This is a genomic window from Pedobacter sp. Leaf250 (assembly GCF_920984735.1).
In the GTDB taxonomy this organism is placed as follows: domain Bacteria; phylum Bacteroidota; class Bacteroidia; order Sphingobacteriales; family Sphingobacteriaceae; genus Pedobacter.
The window spans coordinates 1-26,805 of record NZ_CAKLBU010000023.1 but is presented as its reverse complement, the minus strand read 5'-3'; the positions used below and the strand labels follow the sequence as shown (position 1 = coordinate 26,805).

The window sequence follows — 26,805 nt, the reverse complement described above, 5'->3', positions numbered from 1 at the left end:
GCTGCAAAAATACACAAATACATTTAAGTACAATATTTTGGTTTTTAAGATTACACGGCAGTCATAATTGATTGGAAAACGAAAATAATATAAAGGCCATATTCTGCCCACTGTTATTTGCTTACGCTTGGGCCAACGCATTCAGGCACTTGTATGCTTTGTAAAACCTGCAGCCACCTACACCTGCCAGGTATAGAAATTTTCAAACCAGTAATTATTTGAGTTGGCTAAACCCGACTGTAGCGAAAATACTTTTTCTTTGCCAGGTTAGGCATCCGATAAACAGAGCAATGATGCCAATGTTCATTGGATGATTTTGGTGAACCACAGAAATAGATTGAAGTGAAGGCGGGACTTTCGGAACCGATGAGCAATGCCATTGCTTTTCTATAATCAATAGAATTAAAGAATAATAATAGTCTATAAAAAAATAGGGTAGCAGAAAAACCCACTACCCTATTATTTTTACTTAATAAATTTTAGCCCTGTGTTGTTTTCCTGTTGATGAAAAAGTACACCGGAACACCTATTATTACAATGATTAGCCCAGGCCAGGTGTATTGCTGTTTGTAAATTAGAAGTAGAATACAAAATGCGGCTCCAATGAGTAAATAAATAATTGGCGTTACAGGATATAACCAGGTTTTATATGGCCTTTCTAAGGCAGGTTTTTTTAATCTTAAATATATCAAGCCAAAAACCGTTATCATGTAGAAAAGCACGATTACAAAAGATATCATATCGAGCAAATTTCCGTACTGTCCACTTAAACACAATACAGATGCCCAGATTCCCTGCATCCAAAGCGATTTCTCGGGCACGCCATTTTTGTTGTTCTCTAATGCGGCTTTAAAAAACATGCCATCTTGCGCCATGGTTTGAAACACCCTTGCTCCCGCCAGTACGATTCCATTTACACATCCAAAAGTAGAAACCATTACCAATATAGCCATTACAATGGTTCCAATTCCACTGCCGAAAATTTGTTCAGATGCTGCAACGGCAACCCTATCGTTAGCCGCAAAAGCAATGCTATCTCTATCTAATGTATTCAGGTATATCAAATTGACCAACAAATAAAGAATCATTACTGCTGAAGTACCTAAAACCATAGATCGAACAACATTTTTTTTAGGATTTTCAATTTCGCCCGAAACGAAGGTTACATTTTCCCAGGCCACGCTCGAAAATACAGAGCCAACCATTGCCGCGGCAATTCCGCCCATAATAGTCATTCCAGAAATTGATTCCCAGCCAGATTTTAAGAAATTTCCACTTAAATCTGTTTTCAGGTTATTGAATGCATCCCATCCAAAACTCATATTCCCACCCCATAAATTATTTTTCACCAGTAAAAAGCCTAATATGATTAAACCGATTAAAGCAACAATTTTGGATCCTGTAAAAATATTCTGTAAAATTTTGCCGCTTTCTACACCTTTTGTGTTGATATAAGTTAGCAGTAAAATAACGGCAATAGCTAGGATTTGAATCCAGGTGATTTTATAACCACCACTTTGAAAAATTGGAGCAGCATCGTTTAAAGCAGGAATTAAGTATGCTGTAAATTTTCCAAATGCTACTGCAACAGCTGCAATGGTACCAGTTTGAATTACGGTAAAAAGCCCCCAACCGTATAAGAAACCCATCATTTTACCAAAAATTTCTTTCAGATAAGTATACTGTCCGCCAGCTTTTGGAAACATAGCCGATAATTCTCCGTAAGAAATTGCCGCAGCCACCGTCATTACGCCAGTGATAATCCAAACTACAATTAACCAATAACCAGAGCCCAAATTTCTCATAATATCGGCACTTACGATGAAGATTCCACTACCAATCATCGATCCCATGACCAGCATTACAGCATCAAAAAGACCCAATTTTCTTTTAGCAGAGCCCTTTTCCTCAATATTTTCCATTTTTTAGTTTTAGTTTGGTTTACAGTTGTAGTTAGCGGCTAATTTATTTATAAAAATACATAAACCTACTTGTTGCTTTGTATTATTTTAAATGATGCTAAAATAGCAAAGTATTAACCATGCATACTTTATTACATTAACTAAAACCATTCCCTCAATCTCTAATATTTTATTTAACCACAAGAAAATAAAATTATTATATTGCTAATCTAATAACCAAAATATTAAAATCAATGTTCGTTACTTATGAGTGTAACTTGATGAACTTGATATCAACAAACTAATAACCAAATATTAACTATGAATTTTTTACAAGACAACTTAATTTACACGATCCCGGCTTTGGGCCTTGTTGGGATAATTGTGATGATGATTAAAAGCGCCTGGGTAAACAAGCAAGATGCAGGCGACAAAAATATGCAAGAACTTGCTGGCTACATCGCCGACGGTGCAATGGCATTTTTGAAAGCCGAATGGAGGGTATTAAGCATTTTTGCTGTATTTACAGCAGCGTTATTGGCTTATTCGGGAACCATAACCGAAATTAATGGTGTTCCGATGCATTCGAGCTGGATAATTTCAATTTCATTTTTGATTGGTGCATTTTTTTCCGCTAGCGCTGGATATATCGGGATGAAATCTGCAACCAAAGCAAATGTAAGAACCACACAAGCGGCAAGAACGAGCTTAAAACAAGCGTTAAAAGTTTCATTTACCGGTGGAACAGTTATGGGATTAGGTGTTGCTGGATTAGCCGTGTTGGGTTTAGGAGGATTGTTCATTGTTTTTCTAAAATATTTTAATGTGGTATCAGTAAATAGCGTGGAAATGAAAACTGCTATTGAAGTGCTGACAGGATTTTCATTGGGTGCAGAATCAATTGCCTTATTCGCTCGTGTGGGTGGTGGTATTTACACCAAAGCCGCCGATGTAGGAGCCGATTTAGTAGGAAAAGTTGAAGCAGGAATTCCAGAAGATGATGTAAGAAACCCTGCAACTATTGCAGATAACGTGGGAGACAATGTAGGTGACGTTGCCGGAATGGGCGCCGATTTATTTGGATCGTATGTGGCAACTATTTTAGCAACAATGGTTTTGGGACAGGAAATTAATGTTGTAGACAAATTCGGTGGAATGTCTCCTATCCTACTTCCAATGGTTATTTGTGGCTTAGGTATTATCTTTTCAATCATCGGTACTTGGTTTGTTACCATCAAGGATGAAAAATCAAACGTTCAAAATGCACTTAACTTAGGTAATTGGTCGTCGATTGTGATTACAGCCGTAGCGTCGTTTTTTATTGTAAAATGGATGCTTCCAGAAACTTTAAATTTACGTGGTTACGAATTTTCTAGCATGAATGTTTTTTACGCCATAATGGTGGGCCTGGTAGTGGGTACAATTATGAGTATCGTTACAGAATATTATACTGCAATGGGTAAAGGACCTGTAAATTCAATTATCCAACAATCTTCAACAGGTCATGCTACAAATATTATTGCTGGTTTATCTGTTGGGATGAAATCTACTGTTATTCCAATATTGGTATTAGCTGGCGGAATTATGTCTTCCTATTATTTTGCAGGTTTATATGGTGTGGCTATTGCAGCCGCCGGCATGATGGCTACAACGGCCATGCAACTGGCTATTGATGCATTTGGTCCGATTGCGGATAACGCAGGCGGTATTGCAGAAATGAGTCAATTGCCTCCGGAAGTACGTGAAAGAACTGATAATTTGGATGCGGTTGGAAATACCACTGCAGCAACCGGAAAAGGTTTCGCTATAGCATCAGCAGCCTTAACTTCATTGGCATTGTTTGCTGCTTTTGTTGGTATTGCTGGTATTAGCGCTATAGATATTTATAAGGCCCCAGTTTTAGCAGGTTTATTTGTAGGCGGTATGATACCATTTATTTTTTCGGCATTATGTATTCAGGCAGTTGGTAAAGCTGCAATGGATATGGTGCAAGAAGTACGCAGGCAATTTCGCGAAATTCCAGGAATTATGGAATACAAAGCAAAACCAGAATATGAAAAATGTGTGGCCATTTCTACTAAGGCTTCTATCAGAGAAATGATGCTACCTGGTGCCATTGCTTTAATTACACCTATCATTATTGGCTTTGCATTCGGGCCAGAGGTTCTTGGTGGATTATTAGCTGGTGTAACCGTAACAGGCGTACTGATGGGGATATTCCAAAGTAACGCTGGTGGCGCTTGGGATAACGCTAAGAAATCATTTGAGCAGGGAGTGATGATCAATGGAGAAATGTTTTATAAAAAATCAGAGCCGCACAAAGCTTCGGTTACGGGCGATACCGTTGGAGATCCTTTTAAAGATACTTCCGGTCCTTCGATGAACATTTTAATCAAATTGATGTCGATTGTTTCATTGGTAATTGCTCCATACATTGCAGTAAAGGCAGGAACTACTAATCAAAAGCAAGAAGTAAGTAAGGAAATCAGAATTGAGCAAAAAACTGATGCCTCTGGCAATACAATTACTGATACTTTAGTGAATACAGCAGAAACTTTATCAAATTAGTTGTAAAAACATAGAGATAATACAACTGAATAGGGGTTTTTAACAAAATCCCTTTTTCTTTTTCGCAATTTTTATTTAGGTTTACCGCTTATTATCATAAATCAACAAACATAAAAGACTAAACAAATTATGAATCTTAAAAAGCCTATTGATGTGCTTATAGCAGAGTCTGCTGAAAGTGGAGAGGGGACGCTCAAGCGTACACTGAGCAGTACGAGCCTTGTTGCTCTGGGTATCGGAGCTATTATTGGGGCAGGTTTATTCTCTTTAACAGGTATCGCCGCCGCTGACCACGCCGGACCAGCAGTAACATTATCATTCGTTTTAGCTGCTGTTGGCTGTGCTTTCGCAGGATTATGCTATGCAGAGTTTGCATCAATGATTCCAGTAGCTGGTAGTGCTTATACTTATTCTTACGCTACCATGGGTGAGTTTATGGCTTGGGTAATTGGATGGGATTTGGTTTTGGAATATGCACTTGGTGCGGCCACGGTAGGTGTATCTTGGTCTGGATATTTCAACAAACTCCTCCATGAATTTGGGATGGAAATGCCGCTATATTTAACCAAATCGTTTGCTGAAGTTGATGGTGGAGGTATTAACCTTCCAGCAGTAGTGATCGTATCATTGCTTTCATTAATGCTAATCCGCGGAACAAAAGAATCGGCAAGTCTTAATAATATTTTGGTAATTGTTAAAGTTACTGTAGTAATCGTATTTATCGCTTTAGGATGGAAATTTATTAATCCAGCTAACCATACGCCTTACATACCAGAAAACACAGGTGTTAAAGGTGAATTTGGTATTTCTGGAATTGCCGCCGGTGCTGCATTGGTATTTTTCGCATTTATTGGTTTCGATGCGGTTTCTACTGCTGCTCAGGAAGCAAAAAATCCACAAAAAGGTATGCCAATTGGTATTTTAGGGTCGTTAGTAGTTTGTACTATTTTATATGTGCTATTTGCTCATGTGATGACCGGATTAGTTCCATATTCTATTTTCAAAGGTGACGCTTCTCCGGCAGCAACAGCTTTTAAAGTTACTGGATACAGCTGGTTACAAATGGGTTTAATCATCGCGATTTTAGCTGGTTATACATCAGTAATCTTGGTGATGTTAATGGGACAATCTCGTGTATTCTACACGATGTCTAAAGATGGATTATTACCAAAGTTCTTCAGTAGCATTCACTCAAAATTCAGAACACCATTTAAAACCAATATCTTCTTCATGTTCTTTGTGAGCATATTTGCAGGTTTTGTTCCGGTAACAGATTTAGGCCACATGGTTTCAATAGGTACATTATTTGCCTTCTCTTTGGTTTGTATTGGCGTTATGTTATTACGTAAAACTGATCCTGATAGACCAAGACCTTTCAGAACTCCGTTAGTTCCTTTCGTACCAATTATGGGTGTAATTGTATGTGTGTACTTAATGTCGTCATTACCATTAGAAGCCTGGATCCGTTTAGCAATTTGGATGGCTTTAGGTATAGCGATCTACTTCTTTTATGGAAAAGGTAATTCAGTACTTAGAAATAAGGGAAAAGTGGTTCCGCCAGTCGATCCACCAAGACCTGGATTATAATATTATTTTTCAAAAGCCTCGAGAAATCGGGGCTTTTTTATGCCATTTATTTTGGTAAAGGTTTTATTGATTTACCTTTGCATAAAATCAGCTACATGAACCATTCATTCTTATTGGCAATAAGTAAATACACTTTTGTTGTTTTCATTTTATTAGTTGTTTCTTCCTCCTCGTTTGCACAGCGAACGATTAATGACATTATGGATTCAACTACGGTAAATCACTTGTTGATTATCTCGAAGAAATATGGTTCACTATCATTTAGTGGTTACATGCAGCCTCAATTTCAGGTTGCACAATCAAACGGCACGCAGGCAGAATATCAGGGAGGAAACTTTGGCGAGTACACCAATAACCGCTTTCGTTTACGAAGAGGTAGGTTAAGGGCCGATTATATGATATTGAATGATGATCAAAGTCCTTCTACATATTTTGTTTTACAATTCGACGGAACAGAACAAGGTGTTAATATCAGAGATTTTTGGGGCCGTTACTATGAAAATAAATGGAAGCTGTTTTACATCACATTAGGACTTTCAGGTCGCCCTTTTGGAAACGAGTTACAACTTTCTTCTGCAGGCAGGGAAGCACCCGAACGTGGACGAATGTCGCAAATTTTAATGAAAACAGAGCGTGATTTGGGGATTACATTTACTTTTAATCCCAGATGGAAAGATGCTAAACTTAAAAATTTTGTATTCGATTTAGGTGTTTATAACGGACAGGGATTAGCTGGCCCAGCAGAATTTGATAATAGTAAAGATGTTATTGCCCGTTTTAGCCATAAACCATACAAAATTAAAAGTATGGGTATATCTGTTGCAGGTGGTATAAGCACTTTGCAGGGCGGGTTAAACCATCGCTTGCCAGTTAGCTATAAAATGGATAGTAAAAACGGTTTATGGGAAATGGTAAAAGATTCATCTGCAACGACCATTAATAAAGTTGCCCCCCGAAGATATTATGGGGCAGACATTCAATTCGCTACTTCAACCAAAAGCTGGAAATCTGAATTAAGAGCGGAAGTAATTTCGGGTTTGCAAACGGGTACATCGACAACATCTACCACCCCAGGCACGTATCCTGTTGATAATAAATCTATACCTCTGCCATACTATACCAGAAATTTTAACGGTGCTTATTTTACTTATGTCCAAACGTTAAACAGCACTGATAATCAGTTGATTTTCAAATACGATTGGTATGATCCAAATTCTAAAGTAAAAGGTATGGATATTTCGGCAGCAAGAGGTTTATCTGCCGCTGATGTTCGGTTTGATACTTTTGGCTTCGGTCTCCTACATCATTTTAACCCTCACTTTAAAGCTGTTTTATATTACGATGTGATCAAAAATGAAACAACACAAATTCAGGATTATCAAGATGATAGAAAGGATAATGTGCTAACTTTAAGAACGCAATTTTATTTCTAAACATTTGATCACCTTCAATTTATACAAATTGCTTTACCTTTGTTAAAATTGTTCTCTATGAAATTCGATTTCTTGAAGTTCGACTTCAATCAGATTCTAACAACTACAATGGTAATTTTTGCCATTATTGATATTCTGGGTTCAATTCCTGTAGTAATTGAATTGCGTAAAAAAGCAGGACATATCGAATCAGAAAAAGCATCGATTGTAGCAACGGCGCTCATGATTTTGTTTTTATTTCTTGGAGAATCTTTACTTAAGGTAATTGGACTCGATGTAGAATCATTTGCCATTGCTGGTTCATTTGTAATCTTTTTTATTGCAATGGAAATGGTTTTAGGATTAACAATTTTTAAAGAGGAAGCACCAGAAACAGTTTCGATTGTACCGCTTGCTTTCCCTTTGATTGCCGGCGCAGGAACAATGACAACGCTATTATCTTTAAAAACAGAATATCAAACACAAAACATTCTTGTGGGCATTATCCTTAATATGCTTTTCGTTTACTTCGTTTTAAAAAATACCGAACGCTTAGAAAAATTATTTGGTAAAACTGGATTAAATATCCTTCGTAAAGCTTTTGGAGTAATTTTATTGGCTATCGCCATCAAATTGTTCAGAAACAATACAGGGCTGTAAAAGGTGTATGGTTTCCATATCTTGATTATCTAATAAATTTATTAATGCTCATCAACAATTTTGCAATAGGAATCCACCATTTTTCTTAGGCAATGATGAAAATGAGATTGACACGAAACGATGAAAAATCGTTTCTCGCAATGGTGAGCATATTAATGTAACAAAAATTACGTATATTCATCTAAACATAAAGCTAACCAATCATGAACAGCTTTGAGGAATATACATTAGTAATTGGAGCAATTGCAGTTTTAATAGAAGCTGTAAAATACCTTAAAAAGAATTATAAATCTTGGTTTGAGCACGTTTAGTGTGCCCTCCCTTTTTGCTTATTCGTCTTTAATTAATCGGGCTACAAACATAGTATCTGCTTTATGTTCATATCCTTTTATTAGCTCCATTTTTTCTAATTTTAAAGGCAATGTATCTAGTAGATGATGCACAACGTCTTCATTTTCTTCAGCGAAGGCAGAACAAGTAATGTAAATTAAGGGTTTTCCAGGTTTTAAATATTTCACAACGTTGGTGGCAATAGCCTTCTGCATCGCTGCGAATTGATTGATTTTTCGCTCCTCAAAAAAAGTTAGCATTTCTGGCGTCCGCCCCCAAGTGCCCGAACCTGTACAAGGAGCATCTAAAATAATTCCATCAAACTGATAATGATGCAAAATTTGATCGTTATTTTTTAATAAGTCAAGTTCTTTCTTATGGTATTTTTTTATGCCCGCTAACCGAAAGCGTTCATCTAAATTTAACAAAACAGTTTCCCGTAAATCACTTACCAGCAACTCAATACCTGGCTCTAAACTATGAAGCAGTAAGGTTTTCCCGCCAGATGCAGCACAGCAATCCCACCACTTATCCCATTTTTTTGGCTGAAAATAATTACCAGTATATTGAGAAGAAAGATCTTGAACCTGGTAAGATCCTTCCGAAAGAATAGCCTCTAATTTAGTTCCATTTGGCAATGCCAATGCTGTTTCTAATGCCTTTTGTACAGGAATATTTTCAGTTTCTAATTTTGCAATTGTTTCATTTATTTCGTTGGCAGAAACACGAATAAACAAATCTGGCTGTTTAAAAAATGAAGTAAAAAATTCGGCTTTATCAATTTCTGCCGACAACTTATCATGCAGTGGGTAAACATCTTCCAGCACAAAATCTGAAAATTTTTCTTTAACAATTTTCAATTTTTCTATCAATGAAAGCGTTATAAGCGCTTTAAGTTCAGGATAATTTTTTTCAACTATTAAACTCAAAGTATCATGACAGAGAAAATCTGCAACAGCTAACCGCTGCTCATTCGACAGTTGTGTTAAAGCCTTTCCTAACCTAAAAAGGCTGTACAAATGCCTGGTGGCCCATCTCCTATCTGAAGATCCCATTTGTTTATTTTGCTTAAAATAACCAGGCAAAAAACGATGTAAGGGCAAACTTCCATCATAACTATTCAAAATCTGCTCAAAGGCCCGTAATTGATGGTCTGCTCTCATGACAACGGAAAGTATTTAATTTATTCGACAATATTTAAGGCAAAGTTTTTATACTTCAGCAACATTAAACTGGTATTAATATAACCCAATTTTTCATCATGAATGAAAGAAAAATTATTATGCAAACCTTTATATTTTTCCTTTGTAACGTTCTCTAAGTAGCTTTCGCCATATTGATCTAAAAGTTTACCAAAGTATAAGCCAATATCAAAACCTTTAAAAGCATATTCTCCTGGTTCAAAACCGTATTGGCGGCGATATCTTTTAATAAATGAAGTAACTGCTGAATTTTTATAATCAATTTTGTACGATGAACTAATAATCGTATTTAAAGCCTGTACCATTTCGGTAGGATAATTTTGTTTTACCCAATTCGGATGACCAAATAAATTTATGGTATAACCTCCTTTAGGAAGATTTTTCAATTTATTAAGTTTTTCTATGGTTGGTAAAACAAATGACCTATCGGATGAAGTTACAATAACCACATATTGCTTACCGCTAATCATTTTGGTTTCTAGTGAATATACGGAAGCATATTCCTGTATTACAAATTTTGAATTAGCTTTGAAATACGATCTTATTGGCGCCGCAAAAGCTTCATCCTCACTTTTTTTAGGGTTAATCAACACTACAATCGTATTTGCTGAACTGTAACTTTTGGTGATGTAAGCCGCAATCTTCTTAGCATGCAAATCAATACTGTTTACAATCGAAATAAGATTTGGATTATTAAATTCTGAAGGATTTGATGCTGCTAGTGGCGAAACGACGGGAATATTATTCTCTTTTGAATACGCTGCGATAAACTTTTGTCCATCAGGAAAAACAGGACCTACAATTAAATTACTCTGTTTAAAACGTTCATTTTTATAAAGAGCAGAGATGTGTGCATTATCATCTTGTGTATCAAATACATTCAATTTGAAATTTAAACCCGAAGCTGCAGCCGAATCAATACCCAATTTAAACCCCTGATAAAAATCGATAGGCATTGCATATTTCTCTACATCTGATTTCGTTGCTGTTTTAAAATTAATTTCATCGAGTTTAAAGGGGGCAAGCAATGAAATACTGGCTTGGGTAAACTTCTTTGCTGTCTTCTTTTTATCAGCAGGTTTTTCCTTCTCAACAGGCTTTGTGGTTTCTGTTTTAGGGGTTCTTATTTTAGGCGAACAAGCTCCTAAAATTAAAATAAAGAAGACTAAAATAAAGTAACCGTTTCTCAAATTCATACCTATTGTTATTTAACAAAATATGCTAGCAAAGTTTATTCCACCTTGCTAGCATAATCTTTATTTTACTTAGTTTGAACTGGAAATTTCAAACCGAAAACTTTGAAATCAATTATTCCCACTCAATAGTTGCAGGTGGTTTTGAGCTGATATCGTACACAACCCTGTTAATGCCTTTAACTTTATTAATAATCTCGTTAGAGATTTTAGCAAGCACTGGGTATGGCAAATGACACCAATCTGCTGTCATCCCGTCAACCGATTCTACAGCACGTAATGCAATTACGTTTTCGTAGGTACGCTCATCGCCCATTACTCCCACTGATTGTACAGGTAAGAAAATTGATCCTGCCTGCCAAATTTTATCATATAATCCAGCAGCTTTTAACTCTTTGATGTAAATTGCATCCGCATCTTGTAAAATAGCTACTTTCTCGGCTGTTACTTCACCCAAAATACGAATACCTAAACCAGGACCTGGAAATGGATGGCGACCTAAAATAACGTCATCAATACCTAAAGCTTTACCCACTCGGCGCACTTCATCTTTAAATAATGTTTTTAGCGGCTCAACCACTTTCAACTTCATAAAATCTGGCAAACCACCTACATTATGGTGAGATTTAATCGTAGCCGACGGACCATTAACCGATATTGATTCAATTACATCAGGATAAATAGTTCCCTGGCCTAACCAATTTACACCAGTAACTTCGTGTGCAGCATCGTCAAAAACTTCAATAAAAACCCGGCCGATAGCTTTACGTTTCAATTCAGGATCTGTTAATCCAGCAAGCTGACTTAAAAAACGATCTTTAGCATCAATTCCTTTTATATTTAAGCCCATGTGTTTGTACTGCTCAAGCACCTGTGCATATTCATCTTTCCGCAATAAACCGTTATCAACAAAAATACAATGCAAGTTTGTACCTATTGCTTTGTGCAACAAAACCGCAGCTACACTACTATCAACACCTCCTGATAAACCTAAAACTACTTTATCGTTACCTAAAGTTTCTTGCAACTCGGCAATGGTAGTTTCGATGAATGCAGCAGAAGTCCAATCCTGGCTGCAACCACAAATATCAACCAAGAAGTTTTTTAACAGTAATTTTCCATCAATACTGTGTGTAACTTCAGGATGAAATTGAATGGCATAAGTATTGGAATCTTTAATGTGATAAGCAGCAACTTTTACACTTTCAGTACTGGCAATTAATTCTGCATTTGCAGGCATATCGGTAATGGTATCACCATGACTCATCCATACTTGAGAGTCGATATTAATACCTTTAAATAGTTTATTTTCCTGGTTAACAAAATTTAGGTTGGCACGACCGTATTCACGTGTAGAAGATGCCTGTACCTGGCCTCCAGATTGCTGTGCGATATATTGAGCACCGTAACAAACTGCCAATAATGGGTATTTATTATGATATTTTGATAAATTAATTTGTGGAGCATCATCCTGACGAACAGAGTATGGGCTACCAGAAAAGATAACGCCTTTTACATCTTCTGAAATCTCTGGAAGATTATTGTATGGATATATTTCACAGTAAATATTTAATTCGCGAACTCTACGAGCGATGAGTTGTGTAAATTGCGAACCAAAATCGACGATAATGATTTTTTCTTGCATCCGCAAAGATAGAGAAAGAAAGGGAATTGTTAAATTGTTTTATTGATATTTTCTGGCTGCAAGTTATCAGTGTTTAGTTGTTAGCAACAAGCTTAACCATTCAACAGTTTAGCCGTTTAACAATTAACCTATTACTCAATTCAGCAATTAACCAATCAACTTTACTTCTACCCCAAATTTTCTTAAAAAATCTACACCTTCATCACTAGGCAAACCTTTGTATGCCGCATACGATTTTGAGTAATACACCAACTTAATTCCTGAGGAGAGGATTAATCTTGCGCAAGCTATACACGGAGATAATGTAGTGTAAAGTGTGCATCCTTCTATTTTTGAGCCATTTTTAGAGGCGTACAATATTGCATTTTCTTCTGCATGGAGCGCTAAAGAACAACTTCCCTTACTATCTCTTGCGCAACCATGTTCTGGCCATTCTTCATCGCAATTGTGTGTTCCTGCCGGAGGACCGTTATAACCAATAGAAATGATACGGGTATCTTTTGTTAAAACGGCACCTACATGTGCTCTAACGCAATGCGATCGCTCGGCCAAATCGGTAGCGAGATTCATAAATATGGTGTCGAAACTTGGTTTGTTAGTCATGCTAAAAAATAAAAAAGCCACAAAGAATAAATCTTTGTGGCTGTAAAAATACTTTATTAAAAATTAATGTCCACCAGAAATTTTCTGATCAAAATTAATTCCTTGAGATCTTAAAATTCCACTTACTCTCCAGGCGTAGAAAGCTAAGTAAGCAAAACAAAGAATCCCTACAATGTAACTGTACTGAATGCCTGTAAATTCTGAAACTGCCCCTTGCAACCAGCTGATGATACCTCCACCCATAATCATCATGATTAAGAAGCTACTGCCTTGACTAGTGTGTTTGCCTAAACCACTTACTGCTAAAGTAAAAATACATGGCCATAATGTACTGCAAAATAAACCAACGCTGGTAATGGCATAAACACTTACCATACCAGTTGTAAACATACCTACAAGTAAGGCAAGAATACCTATGGCAGAAAAAATCAATAACATTCTTGCAGGATTTCCTTTACTGGCCATATCTGCAATGATTAGAACAAGAATAATCAATCCATAAACGTAAAAGGGTGCCAAATCATGATCGGCGATTGCATTTACAGCTAAGAAAATTCCAAAAGCTAAATATGGCGCAACAAATCTCAATATTTTTTGCGTTTTAATATTATCTGTAAAAGCTTCAACCGCTCCTGTCCATCTACCAATCATCATACTTGCCCAATACAAAGAGATATATGGGGCAATATCATGTAAAGCAAAACCTAGATCTTTTTCCATATAGGCAGGTAGATTACTTGCCGTAGAAACTTCAACGCCTACATAAACGAATATGGCAATCATTCCCAAAACCAATTGTGGGTATTTTAAAGCAGATCCTTTTACACCCACCTCTTCAGTTTTTGCTTCTACTAAAGCCGGGCGATCAGGCAATGATGATAATTTTAAAAATATAGCTACAGCTATAAAGGCAACACCGAGAATTAAATAAGGAATTTTAACACTTTCGATACTAATGTCTGAGCTTGCATTTGCAGCAGAACCAAAAATGGCAAAACTTACAATTAGTGGCCCAATGGTAGTACCGAAATTATTAATCCCACCAGCTAAAGTTAATCGTTGAGAACCGGTTTTAATTGGCCCTAGAGCAATAGCTAAAGGGTTAGCAACTGTTTGTTGCAATGAAAATCCTAAGGCTACAATAAATAATCCTGATAACATTAGCGGGAACGATGCCAAATTAGCCGCAGGATAAAACAATAATGTACCTGCTGCAGATATTACCAAACCTAAGGCTAATGAATTTTTATAGCCAAGCTTGTTCACAATATCCTGACCAATAAGTACAGAAATTCCGTTGTAAATTAATGCGCCAACAGTGTATGCAATATAAAATGCCAGCGAAACCAACTGACTTTCAGCCTGTGAAAGATCGAAAGCCTTTTTAAAAACAGGAATTAAAATATCATTACTTGCGGCAACAAAGCCCCAAAAAAAGAATACGGTAACCAGAGGAATAAATTGGGCCCACTTGGTTTGTGTTTGTTCTGAACTCATTTTTAAATTTAGTTTTAGTGGGGCTAAACATAGATAAAAAAAACTTAAATAAGAGTAACTTTTATGCAACTTATGCAACAAAAATAAATGCGCTATGTTTAGGTATAAAATTGCATATTCGCATATTATAAACAATACAATACATGTTTGAAGCCATATTATTAGGTATTGGGGCAGGGATTATTTCGTCGTTTTTAACAGGTCCGGTATTTTTTGCAATGATTAAAACCAGTATAGAAAGAGGCTTTATGGCAGGTTTTTCTTTGGCTATTGGTGTTATAATTAGTGATGTTATTTTAATTGCCTTAGTACTTTTCGGCAGCCAGTTTTTTGATTACAAAGCCAGCTTTGATAAATATGTAGGAACCATTGGCGGAGTTTTTTTACTCGCTGTAGGAATATATTATTTGGCATCAAAAATGAAGGTGAACTATGATTCGGCAACACTTCAAAAAATAAGTAAACGCGGTTATGTTTTAAAAGGTTTTTTAATGTGTATCCTTACACCATCTACATTAATGTTCTGGATTATTGTAAGTGGAATTATTTCGGTTAAACTTAATAATATGCTAAATGAGAAGCTGGTCTGTTTTTTCATTGCTATGGCTACACAATTGAGTATTGATGGAGCCAAGAGTTTTTACTCGAGTAAGCTTCGTTATAAAATTAAGGAAGATGCCTTAAAAACACTCAACAAAATTGCAGGCGTAATAATTATCTTCTTTGCTTTTTGGTTAATATATAAAACCTATATTCAGTTTTACGCTTAAATTTGGATGACTGATAAAGCGTCATTAGATATAAAGCCTCCTATCAAGATCATTTATCTGATAGCAAATTGCTAACTACCAATTTTTGCTTTTATATTTTCCTTTAATTTCAATGTTGCTTCATTCGGTGTTAGTGCATGCGCTCGTTCTGCCCATAGTAATGAGTCGTTCAGGGCACGATCTGTTGGTTCTAACGTTTTATAATAAGCCTCGGCAACCATGTAAAGTCCGGAAGCAATTCCTGCAGCAAAATTTTTCTTCATCCTTTTTGCCTCCTCAGAAAACCCGGGGATTTTGGTACTATCCTCTTTCCCCGATAAGAAAGGTGCCATAACTTCATCATAAAATTCCTGATTCTTTCTATTGATTAAATCATCAGGAACAAGCATTAATTTGGAAGCGATTGAAGAACCTGCGACTTTTAATTTTTCGCTATCCTTACGTTCAGTATAAAAAAGCACTTTATAACGATTAACATTATTAACCTGTTCTTCATTCATTGAAGGCACAAGTAATTCGATGTTTTGTAGGGCATTTTCTTCCTCAACTAGTTTCTTCTCCTTCCTAGCTTCAGCAAATTCATTGGTAAGCATGGCAATCATTGGCCGGGTAATTTCCTTAAGTTGATTTTCATTCAAAAGTTTAAGGTTTGATAAAATAAGCTTCACTGCATCAGAATTTCCATAACCTATATTTTTAGCCAGGAACACCAATTCATCTGCTGTTTTAATCTGATCATCAGGTAAACTATTAATGTATAAATTCAGTAATTCTGAATTTTTAAGTTTCATACTGCTCCGCTTGATGATATAAGATTTTAAAAAACCAGATTCACGGTTACCTTTTTCAAATTTTTTCTCAAAATGTGCCAGGCTATTTACAGCATTTTTTTGAGCAGCAACACGTTTTCCTAAATCAATAAATTTTACTGCCGACATATAATCATCCGCCCTAAAGATGACACTTCCTGTTTCATCTAGAAAAATCCAGGTGGGATAAGCCTTTATGCTAAACTTTTTTGCCAGTTCTATTCCATTTCCTTTTTCAGCATTAACCTTATAATTAACAAATAGCTGATTATATACTTCACCAACATTTTTATCTGGAAAGATTTCAGCATCCATTCTTTTGCAAGGTGCACACCAATCTGTATAAAAATCCAAAAAGATTAATTTATGCTGTTTTTTTGCCTCATTTAGCAAACCTTTCCAATCACCTTTAAAAAAAACAATGCCAGTTGAAAAAGTTGCTGCGCTTAAATAGTTGATTGAACTAGCAACTAATAAGAATATAAAGAAAATACGTTTCATAGGGATGATACTGTTTTACATAAAGTTAAAAATATTTTTCAAGCACAACCTATATTAAGTGTACTGCACTTATTCATGTTTAGCAAAAGGCCAGTTCCGTTAAAAGCAAAAAGCCCGCAATAATGCGAGCTTTTTATCATTTTCTTCCTTTTAAATCTAATATCGTGAATCACCTATCAGTTATAGCATAGGTTTTAGTTGAATTAAATCCGATTTATAAAACATTGTCAAGATTATAAATATCTACATAATCAAGAAGTTTACCGCCAGCACAGTTTTCCATTTTTTGTAATCGATAATAGGCCCGATCTCCTTTTTTTAAAAACACTTGTGTGCCCGTCTTTTCACAAGGCATGCCCCCGTTGTTATCTTTAATGTAAGTTATTATTGTACCATCAAATGATATTCTATTGGCATCTAACCTTTTCATCCGCCCATTAATCTTCAGGTATTCATTGCTATTATTAGTCTGCTCGCCTTTTATAGAAAACCAATTGTCTTCCTTTTTAATTATTTCGGCAAATCCTTTCTCACTTTCAAAACTGATCCATTGCAAGCCTATTGGAATTTTTTTACCTACATTAATTTCTACCTTCGGAATACGGCTTTTGATATCGTCCTTTACATTTTTTAGTGTATCATTCAATTCTGATAGCTTACTAGAAATACTATCACTGGTGTTATCAATAGCATTGGTAACCTTTTGTTGGCTACTATCAGAGCAGCCAAGACCTAAGGCAATGGTAAATGCCAGACAGAATTTTATCAAATTTTTCATAATGGTGAATTAACATTTACACCTTTCTAAATGTTTTTATCTACGCACACAAATTGTGATAAATTAAATTACTGGCTTTAGTCAATACATGATAGCAATCATAATTTTAGACAAAAAAAATAGCCCGCATCAATTGCGAGCTATCTAACTTTGAATATGTTTAGGGTTTAATAAGCCCTTTGATTATTTCCCTCTTTCCAGTTGATGAAAGCTTTGTTCACCACTTTATTTCCACCTGGAGTTGGGTAATTGCCAGAGAAATACCAATCGCCTTTATTTTTCGGACAAGCTTCATGCAGGTTTTCCAAACTTTGATAAATTACCTCCACTTCGGCAACTGTGCCTTTTGGCGTAATAATCTGCGCAATTTTAGCCGAAATTTCTTCGGGAGTAAAAGGTTTGTAGATCTCTTTTACATGATTTACAATTTCCTCTTTTGGCAATAATATGGATGCTTTACATTTGGTATAAACATCTTCAATAACCTGCCACATTCCGCGTTCCGTTAATAACTGGATAGCTGCATCAAACGCAACAAATTGGCCCATTCTACTCATATCGATCCCATAACAATCTGGATAACGAATTTGCGGAGCTGATGAAACAATAATAATTTTCTTTGGATGCAAACGGTCGACAATTTTAATGATACTTTGCTTTAATGTTGTACCGCGAACAATTGAATCATCCAAGGCCACCAAAGTATCCTGATGGTTATTGATAATGCCGTAAGTGGTATCATAAACGTGAGCCACCATTTCACTACGATCAGCATCTTGCGTAATAAAGGTTCTTAATTTAACATCCTTTACTGCAAGTTTCTCTACTCTTGGCGCCATTGATAACAATTCTTCCAATTGTTCATCAGACAATTCTTCCTTTTTGTGTAGAAGAATATCTTTCTGGTGCCTGCGAACATATTGTTGAACACCATCAACCATCCCAAAAAACGCAACTTCTGCCGTGTTTGGAATAAATGAGAATACCGTGTTTTTTAAATCATAATTAACAGCCTGAAGAATTTTGTCACTTAATAAACGGCCTAATTGTTTACGCTCACGATAAATCTCCACATCACTTCCTTTTGAGAAGTAAATGCGTTCAAACGAACAGGATAATCTTTCAGTAGGCTCACGGAATTGCTCCATGCTTACCTCGCCATTTTTTTTGATAATTAAAGCATGACCGGGATCAATTTCCTTCACATCTTTAAATTGGATATTAAAGGCAGTTTGTAATGCCGGTCTTTCTGAAGCTGCAACTACAATCTCATCATCATAATAATAATAAGCCGGGCGAATACCTGCCGGATCTCTCATGATGAATGAATCACCATTACCCACCATACCACAAATTGAGTATCCACCATCCCAGGTTTTAGCCGAGCGACGAAGAATATTTGGAATATCCAGGTGATCGGAAATTTTATGGGTAATGGCTACATTATCAAATCCTTCCTTTTTATACTGATCAAAAAGCTCTTGATTTTCATCATCCAAAAAGTGACCAATTTTTTCTAAAACTGTAACGGTATCTGCTTTTTCTTTTGGATGCTGACCTAACTCGTACAGTTGCTCTAATAATTCATCAACATTGGTCATGTTGAAATTACCGGCTATGACAAGATTACGCGTCATCCAGTTGTTCTGCCTTAAAAAAGGATGGCAATTTTCGATGCTGTTTTTACCATGTGTACCATAACGCAAATGGCCCAATAACACCTCGCCGATAAAGCTAACATTGTTTTTGAGCCACTCTGTATCCTGCATTAATTCAGGCGTGTTTTCTTGTATATCTACGAACTTATTTTGTACGTATTCGAAGATATCTGCTACCGCATTCGAAGCCATGCTCCGGTATCGGCTTATGTACCTACTGCCAGGTTTCATATCCAATTTAATGGTGGCAATACCTGCGCCATCCTGGCCCCGGTTATGCTGTTTTTCCATTAAAAGATATAATTTGTTAAGGCCGTAAAGTGCTGTACCGTACTTTTGCTGGTAGTAAGAAAGTGGTTTTAACAGGCGAATAAAAGCGATTCCGCATTCGTGTTTTATCTGATCACTCATTGTGTGGGTTTGAAGCCGCAAAGTTATCCTTTTAAATAATCACAACCTAAACAAAAGTGTTTTCTTTTGTCACAAGGAGGTTAATTTGGAATAATGCGTTGGTAAAGAAATATAAAGCGTAAAATGTTAAATTATCTAGAATTGTTCTAAATAGTTTTGTAAAGAAATGTTAAATTCACATATTTGTGCCATTATTAAGATTTAGTCTAAATTGAAGAAACTTTACATTTTATTACTATTGGTTTTGGTTTGTTTCGCCGGGATGGCGCAAATTCGAAACGCGGTCACCGGAAAAGTTGTTGACCCTCAAAACAGGCCGCTGGAGCTGGTAAACATTAAGGTTATAGAAACCAATCAGTATGCAACAACTGATAAATTTGGGATTTTTAGAATTAATGGGTCAGAGATCAATAATGTGCTAACGCTTGAAATTTCCTACATCGGTTTTCAAAAACTAAGAATTTTCGCTACAATTAAAGAAGGAGAAACCAACCTTGGCAACATCAATTTAAAAGTATTGGATTTAAGTTTAGAAAACATTGAGATCAACGCCAAACGGAATTATTCTGGTCAAACAAACTCTTCTTTGGTCATCAACCGTGATTTAATTGAGCAAATACCTGCTTTGAGTGTCAATGATTTATTAAATCAGATTCCCAATAGGAAAATCACACCTCCTTCTTTGCAAAATGTACAAAATTTAACTTTAAGATCAACATTTGCTCCAACAACTAGTGGGCGAAGTGATTTCGAATTAAATAATTCATTTGGTGTGGCAATTATATTAGATGGCAACCCGATTAGCAATAACGCAAATATGCAAAGTCGAAATGTAGGTATTAGTGGTATGGGTGGTTCTGCTGTAACTTCTGGTGCTGGTTATGGTTTAAGAGGAAGTGGAAGTACAACCTATAGCGGAGATTATGCATTTGGTGGAACCGATTTAAGACAAATTCCTGCAGATAATATTGAGAGCATTGAAGTTATTTCGGGTGTAGCTCCTGTTAAATATGGCGATTTGACCGATGGTGCAGTAATTATAGAGAGACAAGCTGGCGTATCGCCTACGTATGTACGAATGCAACTAAGAGATAATGCTACATCTTACAGTTTATCTAAAGGATTAAAACTGAGTGATAAGCTTGGTTCACTTAATTTAGGCGCAAATTATGTTAACTCATTTGCAGATAATCGCGATAAATTAAAGGAATATAGAAGAATAAATACAAATGCCATGTGGACCAATAGCTACGGCAAAGACAAGGCGCTTAAAAATACTTTTAGCTTTGATTATGGAAGAAATTTGGATGGCATTAAACAGGATCCTGATGATCCGAAAAGCACTAAAACAAGGTTCGATAGTTGGAATCTAAGTTTGAGTAACAGGACCAGTTATCGCTTTAGCAGTAATTTTTTCAAAAGTATTGGATTAAACTTAAATTATGCTGAAGGTCATCAAGTTACATACGACGAACAATTGGTTAATGAAGCATATGTTTTATACTCTGATGCGGTAACGACAGGAATTACGCGAGGCAAATATGACTCAGGCGTATACACCGCCGTTTCTCAAATAGATGGTCGCCCAATCAATTTTTCGGCCCGATTGGATCTTAGTACAGAATTTAAAACTGGAAATATAACGCATTATTTATCATTTGGAACAAACTACAGTTATAGTGCAAATAAGGGTTTAGGTCAGGTTGTAGATCCAAATGCTCCTAGGGGTGGTGTAAGGGTAACTTCAACAACATTCTCCTCGAAAAATTCAGAACGTTATTATGATTTTAATTTGGCCAACGCCATTAAAGATGCTGGCTTTTACACCGAAGATATGTTTAAGGTTAAATTATTTGATCGAGACTTAAATGTACGAGCTGGTGTAAGGGCTGATATCCAAAATGGTTATGCATCTTTTGCTCCGCGAACTAACCTCAACTATGGGTTAAGCAAAAATGTTAGAGTTGGATTAGCTTACGGCTTATCATTTAAGTCGCCAGGGCTTGCTCAAAGATATCCTGGCCCTACCTTTAGAGAAATTCCTTTGCTGAATGCTTACAATGGAAATGTAAATGAAAGTATTTATTTGCTATATGTGAACAGGTATGAGCCAAATAACGAAAATTTGAAAGCATCAAAAAGTGAAACCATTGAATTTACAACCCAAATAAAGTTAAAGGATTTCAATCTTTCTGTTTCAGCTTATAACAAAACTAACAGCAATGGCATTAGTACCGTTCACGATTTTCAAGCCTTAACTTTACCTACTTATTCTGCTGTTTTAACTCCCGGCCAACCGGCAGCCTATACGCAAACCGGATCGAGAATTTATTCCTTAGATTATTATCGATTTGATAATGATTTAAGATCAGAAAATCAGGGTTTTGAAATAGTTTTAAGTACACCAGAAATTAAAGAAATCGCTACCTCTTTCAATATAAGTGGTGGATTTTCAAAAACTGCTTATCAATCTACCTATCCTACAATAACAAATGCTGTAACTTCTTTAACAACAAGTACCAATCCGAAATATGCAGTTACAGGAGTATACGAACCAAATAACAGAAGTGCATATTTCAGCTCTGGTAGAATAACGGCCTCAACACACATTCCTAAAGTTAGTTTGATTCTCCAGCTTACTGCCGAATTTGATTTATATAAAAAGACCGTTAGTGCAGCAAATCAAAACTTACCAGTAGCGTATTACACACTTGATAATAGTTATGTTGTGGTAAACAATTTTGACAGAAACGATCCTTTAACTAGCCACCTTTACAGGTCGCCAGCAGAATTAAGTTCTACCAATTTGCCAAAAATCATATCAAATTATCATTTAAGCATCGCCAAGGAAATTAAAAAACGTTTCCGGTTTTCTTTCAATGTATATAATGTATTGAATTATCAGCCTTACTATACCAGTACCACTGGGTCGTTAATATTTCCTAATACTGCGCCAACATTCGGAGCAGAAATGTCTCTAAAACTTTAATAATTATCAGATGAGAAAGTTAATTTTATATAGTATCTGCACCATTATCTTTTTTTCCTGCAAAAAAATAGATAACCCGGAACTACATTCCATAGATCTAAAAATCAATTCAAGTTATGCCTCGATTGATTTGGGGAAAAAATTGTCGCTTAACAAAGTTGCAGTAAAAATACTCAATGTTAATACCAACGTAGAGCGAGAATTATTAAGCGATGCTGATGGAAATGTATCCTTCAATGGAATATCTCCTGGTGTTTATGATATAAGCGCAACAATTACAATCCCTGCCACAATCTACACAAGTTTAACAGGAGAGATTGTGGATAAAGAGGTAATTTTTAATGCTTCTGATAAAAACAAGGTAATTGGTTTAACCAATACAAGTCAAAGTCTGAAGCTTATATCGGGTAACATTGGAAGTTGGCTAATTAAGCAAATTTATTATGCGGGCTCAAACACAACAACTGGAGCAAGTTTTAGAGATCAGTTTATTGAAATCTATAATAATACCGATTCTATCATGTATGCCGATAGCTTATATTTTGCAGAAATAATCGGTCGCCAAAGCTATACTAATACCACTTACCATACCCTACCTAATGGACAAATGGATTGGAATAAATCGCTAAATATGCCATCTAATATTGATGCTAATAACGATTACATTTATCCAAGAGCACTATTTATGCTGCCCGGAAAAGGCAAACAATATCCCGTACAGCCAGGAGCAAGTATTGTGATCGCACAAACTGCAATTAATCATAAATCTCCGTTTACCGGAACAGATGGAAAAACGATTACCGTTCGCGACCCTTCTTTAACAATTGATTTAAGCGGCGCTGATTTCGAAGCTTACTTTGCGCCATTTCTTCCCCGACCTTTGGCGTCAGACATTGATAATCCTGCTGTGCCTAACATTGAAGTTTTGGCATATAATGGTACTGATATGTTATTTGATAATCCTGGAAGAACAGCATTTATCGTTTTTAAAGGAGATGGCAAAACTGATGTTAAGAAATATCCTCAATTTAATTATCCCACAGTATCTGCCCCATCTTCTACTTCTGATAAATTTTATCAAATACCCAATAAAGTGGTAATTGATGCCGTTGAGATACAACCCAATACCGCATCAGCACGTGTTCCGAAAAAACTTGGAGCATCATTAGATGCAGGTTATACATTTGCGCCGAACGGCCAATACAGCTCTCAATCTGTGATTAGGAAAACAGAAAAAACAGAGAATGGAAGAAGAATTTTAAAGGATACCAACAACTCAACAGAAGACTTCGATTATTTAAATCTGGCAGCACCAAGAGGATTTAAATAATTTAATAGCTAATTATTGCTTTTTGCAATATGCTTTAATATACAAAATGAAGAAAATAATTATATCCATCATACTAGCGTCTTTTTGCTTGTTTTGCTATGGTCAAAATAAAATAGAGCCTTTAGCGCAAATTTTATCAAGCAAGGTTTTTAATGCTGATTCCGTTTACAAAAACGCATACGAATTTGCTAAACTAAGTCCGTTTAACCTACGCGAACTTATGCCTTTGCAATACAGCAGCATTAATGCTGGCTTTAATTATGATAAGGGAAACTTTATGCAGGCTCAAAATTCGGCAAAAATAAAAGACACGTATTTAAAAACTGAGGGTAGCACACAGTTAGGATCAATTGCGTTATGGGGTCTCTTTAGCTATCACAAAACTTTTGAAGATAGTACAATGTACAATCATCAAACCAGGAATAATGTTTCTGCACCTTATTACTTTGGCTCGCCTATTAATGTTAGTTATGAGCGTTCAGTATATAATTTAAGTGCTTTAGCAGAAAAAAACATCATTAAAAAAAATTTACCCATTGGCATTGGTGCTGATTATCGGATTGGAAATCATTTTTCTACAAATGATCCAAGGGGAGCGATATCAGATTTTCAACTTAATTTGGTTAGCACAATTGGCTACACATTTTTTAATCGCTTAAAGCTAGGCGCAGCATACCGATATGGATACGGACAAGAGCGTTTTAGTGTGGATTACAAGAATAATAGTTTTTCTCAAATCGTTTTGTTGCCTGCCTATAATAATTACCTGGTTAATGGCTATGGAGAAGCCTATGTAAAGAATATAGAACGAGATTATAATAACGACCAGACCAGAAATGGTTTTGATACATACATTAATTTTGAATCCAGTGCTTTAGGCAATTTTTATTTCTCCTATTCGCATATCCAGGAAAAGCAAAAATACTTGAGATCGAATTCGTTAGGACGATCTAATTTCAATAATTACGACCTTGATAAAGATTCTTACAATTTATTGTGGCTAAAAACATTGGGTAACAAAAAAATATCTACCAACCTGATTTATAACAATATTAATGGTAAAGATTTAAATTACATTTACTTAGCGAATAATTACTTGTACCAATCTCAACAGATCGGCTTTAAAAGTATATTAACGGTTAAAAAACACACAAATATGTTTAACTACTTTTTATCAGTTTATAAAAATGGAGAACAAAGGAAAGATGGATTAACTGGAAATGATGTAAAATATAATAACTTAGATTTAACTGGTGGATTTGGATACAACAAAACTACCGCAAAACAATGTAATTGGGGTTTCGATTTAACTGGGATTTACACCAAGCCCCTTAACAATGATTTAACTGTACAAAGTATAAATGCTGGTCAGTTTACCCAAAGGGTTATTTATTACGATTATATTTACAACACTTCATCTAGAATTGGAGGCGGTTTAAATGCTGACTTTAGCTTTCCTGCATTCGATCAAATTCAAGCAGGAATTAAATTTGGAATATCTTACGTAAATCGCTTAAAAATAGAAGATAATAATTATCCTTTCATTCCCGGTAAAGACCGATTTTCTTCCAATATCAGCTTAAATCTGTATTTTTAACACCATGAATAAAGTTTTAGTATCGCTTGCCTTAATCCTAACCGGATTAATCTTATTTTCTTTTCAATCAACAAATTTCAATGATGAGGATGAATTGAGCATAGATAGCTTGCGTAAAGTTTATTCAAAGCCTACTGATCAATGGCCAAAACCAACTGTAGATAAAGGAGCAGTTTTTGAGGAGCTGGGAGAACTTCCCCCCTCTCCTGTCGATTTGAAAAATGATTCGGTAAAAAATGTGGTGGAGCTTGGAAAGATTTTATTTTTTGATCCCCGTTTATCGGGTTCAAACCAAATTTCTTGTTCAAGTTGTCATGCGCCAGATTTGCACTGGTCAGATGGCCGTCAGGTTTCCGTTGGCCATGACCATTTAACCAATATTCGCAATGCACCATCGTTAGAAAATGTATGGTTTTACAAACGTTTATTTTGGGATGGGAGAGCAGCAAGTTTAGAAGAGCAGGCTGAAAGTCCGGTGGCAGCGCATAACGAAATGCACCAGGATATGAAGGCGCTTCCTAAAAAACTAAGCAAAATTAAAGGTTATCAGCCTTATTTTACCGCAGCATTTGGCTCAAAAACCATCACTAATAAAAGAATTTTCGAAAGTTTAGCAACTTTTCAACGTAGCATAGTGAGTAGAAGAACCCCATTCGATCGCTTTCTTGCCAGAGATAAAAAAGCATTAACTGATCAACAATTGGTAGGATTGCATTTATTCCGTACCAAAGCCCGGTGCATTAACTGCCACAACGGACCATTTTTTACAGATAATGAGTTTCATAACGACGGGTTAACTTATTATGGGCGTAAGTATGAAGATTTAGGTTTATACAACGTAACCAAAAAAGCTGAAGATGTAGGCAAATTTAAAACGCCAGGCCTACGCAATGTGATGAAAACGGCTCCTTGGTTTCACAACGGTTTATTTCCTGATATGGATGGCGTATTGAATATGTACAATGTTGGAATGCCGAATCAAAGGGTTAAAGCCGAGCAGGTAAACGATCCGTTATTGCCTAAAAATGATAAACTTTTAAAGGGATTGATGTTAAGTAAGGCCGAAAAAGATGCTGTAGTTTCTTTTTTAGATGCGCTCACATCTCCTACTGTTTTGGTTAGAGTAGAGAAATTACCACAGTAATCTCTCTAGCTTTCAGCTGATAACAAGATTAACAGCGAATATTCTAGGATTCCCACCTGCGTGGGAATGACGGTTGGCTAATGAACGCCATCCATGAACGGTCGTCATCCTACCATTGACGTTACTTTCAACTATCTATAATTCAATTAATTGCATTTTTAGTTCATTTGCTTTTTTATGAAGAAACATGATTTGCTGCTGTTTGATTTTTTCTTCATAT

18 protein-coding genes are annotated in these 26,805 nt (G+C 35.9%); 9 read left to right on the top strand and 9 right to left on the bottom strand.

Annotated features, from left to right (window positions below):
• Window positions 1-479 precede the first annotated feature (479 nt).
• On the bottom strand, window positions 480-1,922 hold the full coding sequence (locus LUA91_RS17720) for an APC family permease (RefSeq protein ID WP_231427443.1): 1,443 nt from the start codon (window positions 1,920-1,922) through the stop codon (window positions 480-482).
• 300 nt (window positions 1,923-2,222) lie between these two features.
• On the opposite strand from LUA91_RS17720, the gene LUA91_RS17715 reads away from it, so the two are divergent.
• From LUA91_RS17715 to LUA91_RS17700, 4 genes are all read left to right on the top strand, one after another.
• Window positions 2,223-4,469: a sodium-translocating pyrophosphatase gene (locus LUA91_RS17715; protein ID WP_231427442.1), complete on the top strand. Its 2,247-nt coding sequence runs from the start codon at window positions 2,223-2,225 to the stop codon at window positions 4,467-4,469.
• Window positions 4,470-4,598: 129 nt separating this feature from the next.
• On the top strand, window positions 4,599-6,056 hold the full coding sequence (locus LUA91_RS17710; protein ID WP_231427441.1) for an amino acid permease: 1,458 nt from the start codon (window positions 4,599-4,601) through the stop codon (window positions 6,054-6,056).
• A 95-nt stretch (window positions 6,057-6,151) separates the two neighbouring features.
• The gene (locus LUA91_RS17705) at window positions 6,152-7,489 is read left to right on the top strand and encodes a porin (protein WP_231427440.1); all 1,338 of its coding nucleotides are present in this window, start codon (window positions 6,152-6,154) and stop codon (window positions 7,487-7,489) included.
• 57 nt (window positions 7,490-7,546) lie between these two features.
• Window positions 7,547-8,128 (top strand): MarC family protein, encoded by a 582-nt coding sequence (locus tag LUA91_RS17700; protein WP_056849401.1) that lies wholly within the window; start codon window positions 7,547-7,549, stop codon window positions 8,126-8,128.
• Window positions 8,129-8,457: 329 nt separating this feature from the next.
• On the opposite strand, the gene LUA91_RS17695 is transcribed toward LUA91_RS17700, so the two are convergent.
• The 5 genes from LUA91_RS17695 to LUA91_RS17675 all read right to left on the bottom strand — a co-directional run bounded on the left by LUA91_RS17695 (window position 8,458) and on the right by LUA91_RS17675 (window position 14,598).
• Entirely contained in the window at window positions 8,458-9,621 is a 1,164-nt protein-coding gene (locus LUA91_RS17695) for an RsmB/NOP family class I SAM-dependent RNA methyltransferase (RefSeq protein ID WP_231427439.1), read from the bottom strand.
• Between the two features lie 20 nt (window positions 9,622-9,641).
• Entirely contained in the window at window positions 9,642-10,856 is a 1,215-nt protein-coding gene (locus LUA91_RS17690; RefSeq protein ID WP_231427438.1) for an ABC transporter substrate-binding protein, read from the bottom strand.
• Window positions 10,857-10,968: 112 nt separating this feature from the next.
• The gene (gene guaA, locus LUA91_RS17685) at window positions 10,969-12,498 is read right to left on the bottom strand and encodes a glutamine-hydrolyzing GMP synthase (protein WP_231427437.1); all 1,530 of its coding nucleotides are present in this window, start codon (window positions 12,496-12,498) and stop codon (window positions 10,969-10,971) included.
• Between the two features lie 147 nt (window positions 12,499-12,645).
• Window positions 12,646-13,101 carry a dCMP deaminase family protein gene (locus LUA91_RS17680; protein WP_231427436.1) on the bottom strand — a complete coding sequence of 152 codons (456 nt, stop codon included), beginning with the start codon at window positions 13,099-13,101 and terminating at the stop codon, window positions 12,646-12,648.
• A gap of 63 nt (window positions 13,102-13,164) precedes the next feature.
• The gene (locus tag LUA91_RS17675; protein ID WP_231427435.1) at window positions 13,165-14,598 is read right to left on the bottom strand and encodes an MFS transporter; all 1,434 of its coding nucleotides are present in this window, start codon (window positions 14,596-14,598) and stop codon (window positions 13,165-13,167) included.
• Between the two features lie 143 nt (window positions 14,599-14,741).
• On the opposite strand from LUA91_RS17675, the gene LUA91_RS17670 reads away from it, so the two are divergent.
• A complete protein-coding gene (locus tag LUA91_RS17670) occupies window positions 14,742-15,368 on the top strand; it encodes a LysE family translocator (protein ID WP_231427434.1) in 627 nt (208 codons plus the stop codon).
• A gap of 71 nt (window positions 15,369-15,439) precedes the next feature.
• Here the strand turns inward: LUA91_RS17670 and LUA91_RS17665 are convergent, their stop codons facing one another.
• The 3 genes from LUA91_RS17665 to LUA91_RS17655 all read right to left on the bottom strand — a co-directional run bounded on the left by LUA91_RS17665 (window position 15,440) and on the right by LUA91_RS17655 (window position 19,525).
• On the bottom strand, window positions 15,440-16,678 hold the full coding sequence (locus LUA91_RS17665) for a thioredoxin family protein (RefSeq protein WP_231427433.1): 1,239 nt from the start codon (window positions 16,676-16,678) through the stop codon (window positions 15,440-15,442).
• A gap of 214 nt (window positions 16,679-16,892) precedes the next feature.
• Window positions 16,893-17,456 carry a hypothetical protein gene (locus tag LUA91_RS17660; RefSeq protein ID WP_231427432.1) on the bottom strand — a complete coding sequence of 188 codons (564 nt, stop codon included), beginning with the start codon at window positions 17,454-17,456 and terminating at the stop codon, window positions 16,893-16,895.
• A gap of 167 nt (window positions 17,457-17,623) precedes the next feature.
• A complete protein-coding gene (locus LUA91_RS17655) occupies window positions 17,624-19,525 on the bottom strand; it encodes a class II glutamine amidotransferase (protein ID WP_231427431.1) in 1,902 nt (633 codons plus the stop codon).
• 211 nt (window positions 19,526-19,736) lie between these two features.
• Between LUA91_RS17655 and LUA91_RS17650 the strand changes: the two genes are divergently transcribed.
• Genes LUA91_RS17650 through LUA91_RS17635 form a run of 4 tightly spaced genes read left to right on the top strand, consistent with a single transcriptional unit; the run spans window position 19,737 to window position 26,585 of the window.
• Entirely contained in the window at window positions 19,737-22,514 is a 2,778-nt protein-coding gene (locus LUA91_RS17650; RefSeq protein WP_231427430.1) for a TonB-dependent receptor, read from the top strand.
• A gap of 10 nt (window positions 22,515-22,524) precedes the next feature.
• A complete protein-coding gene (locus LUA91_RS17645; protein ID WP_231427429.1) occupies window positions 22,525-23,844 on the top strand; it encodes a DUF4876 domain-containing protein in 1,320 nt (439 codons plus the stop codon).
• Between the two features lie 46 nt (window positions 23,845-23,890).
• Window positions 23,891-25,441 (top strand): DUF6850 family outer membrane beta-barrel protein, encoded by a 1,551-nt coding sequence (locus tag LUA91_RS17640; protein ID WP_231427428.1) that lies wholly within the window; start codon window positions 23,891-23,893, stop codon window positions 25,439-25,441.
• 4 nt (window positions 25,442-25,445) lie between these two features.
• Window positions 25,446-26,585 carry a cytochrome-c peroxidase gene (locus LUA91_RS17635; RefSeq protein WP_231427427.1) on the top strand — a complete coding sequence of 380 codons (1,140 nt, stop codon included), beginning with the start codon at window positions 25,446-25,448 and terminating at the stop codon, window positions 26,583-26,585.
• Window positions 26,586-26,805: the final 220 nt, after the last annotated feature.

Coding starts and splice junctions, on each gene's coding strand:
- LUA91_RS17720 (WP_231427443.1), bottom strand. CDS start 1,922: ATGGAAAATATTGAGGAAAAGGGCTCTGCTAAAAGAAAATTGGGTCTT.
- LUA91_RS17715 (WP_231427442.1), top strand. CDS start 2,223: ATGAATTTTTTACAAGACAACTTAATTTACACGATCCCGGCTTTGGGC.
- LUA91_RS17710 (WP_231427441.1), top strand. CDS start 4,599: ATGAATCTTAAAAAGCCTATTGATGTGCTTATAGCAGAGTCTGCTGAA.
- LUA91_RS17705 (WP_231427440.1), top strand. CDS start 6,152: ATGAACCATTCATTCTTATTGGCAATAAGTAAATACACTTTTGTTGTT.
- LUA91_RS17700 (WP_056849401.1), top strand. CDS start 7,547: ATGAAATTCGATTTCTTGAAGTTCGACTTCAATCAGATTCTAACAACT.
- LUA91_RS17695 (WP_231427439.1), bottom strand. CDS start 9,621: ATGAGAGCAGACCATCAATTACGGGCCTTTGAGCAGATTTTGAATAGT.
- LUA91_RS17690 (WP_231427438.1), bottom strand. CDS start 10,856: ATGAATTTGAGAAACGGTTACTTTATTTTAGTCTTCTTTATTTTAATT.
- guaA (WP_231427437.1), bottom strand. CDS start 12,498: ATGCAAGAAAAAATCATTATCGTCGATTTTGGTTCGCAATTTACACAA.
- LUA91_RS17680 (WP_231427436.1), bottom strand. CDS start 13,101: ATGACTAACAAACCAAGTTTCGACACCATATTTATGAATCTCGCTACC.
- LUA91_RS17675 (WP_231427435.1), bottom strand. CDS start 14,598: ATGAGTTCAGAACAAACACAAACCAAGTGGGCCCAATTTATTCCTCTG.
- LUA91_RS17670 (WP_231427434.1), top strand. CDS start 14,742: ATGTTTGAAGCCATATTATTAGGTATTGGGGCAGGGATTATTTCGTCG.
- LUA91_RS17665 (WP_231427433.1), bottom strand. CDS start 16,678: ATGAAACGTATTTTCTTTATATTCTTATTAGTTGCTAGTTCAATCAAC.
- LUA91_RS17660 (WP_231427432.1), bottom strand. CDS start 17,456: ATGAAAAATTTGATAAAATTCTGTCTGGCATTTACCATTGCCTTAGGT.
- LUA91_RS17655 (WP_231427431.1), bottom strand. CDS start 19,525: ATGAGTGATCAGATAAAACACGAATGCGGAATCGCTTTTATTCGCCTG.
- LUA91_RS17645 (WP_231427429.1), top strand. CDS start 22,525: ATGAGAAAGTTAATTTTATATAGTATCTGCACCATTATCTTTTTTTCC.
- LUA91_RS17640 (WP_231427428.1), top strand. CDS start 23,891: ATGAAGAAAATAATTATATCCATCATACTAGCGTCTTTTTGCTTGTTT.
- LUA91_RS17635 (WP_231427427.1), top strand. CDS start 25,446: ATGAATAAAGTTTTAGTATCGCTTGCCTTAATCCTAACCGGATTAATC.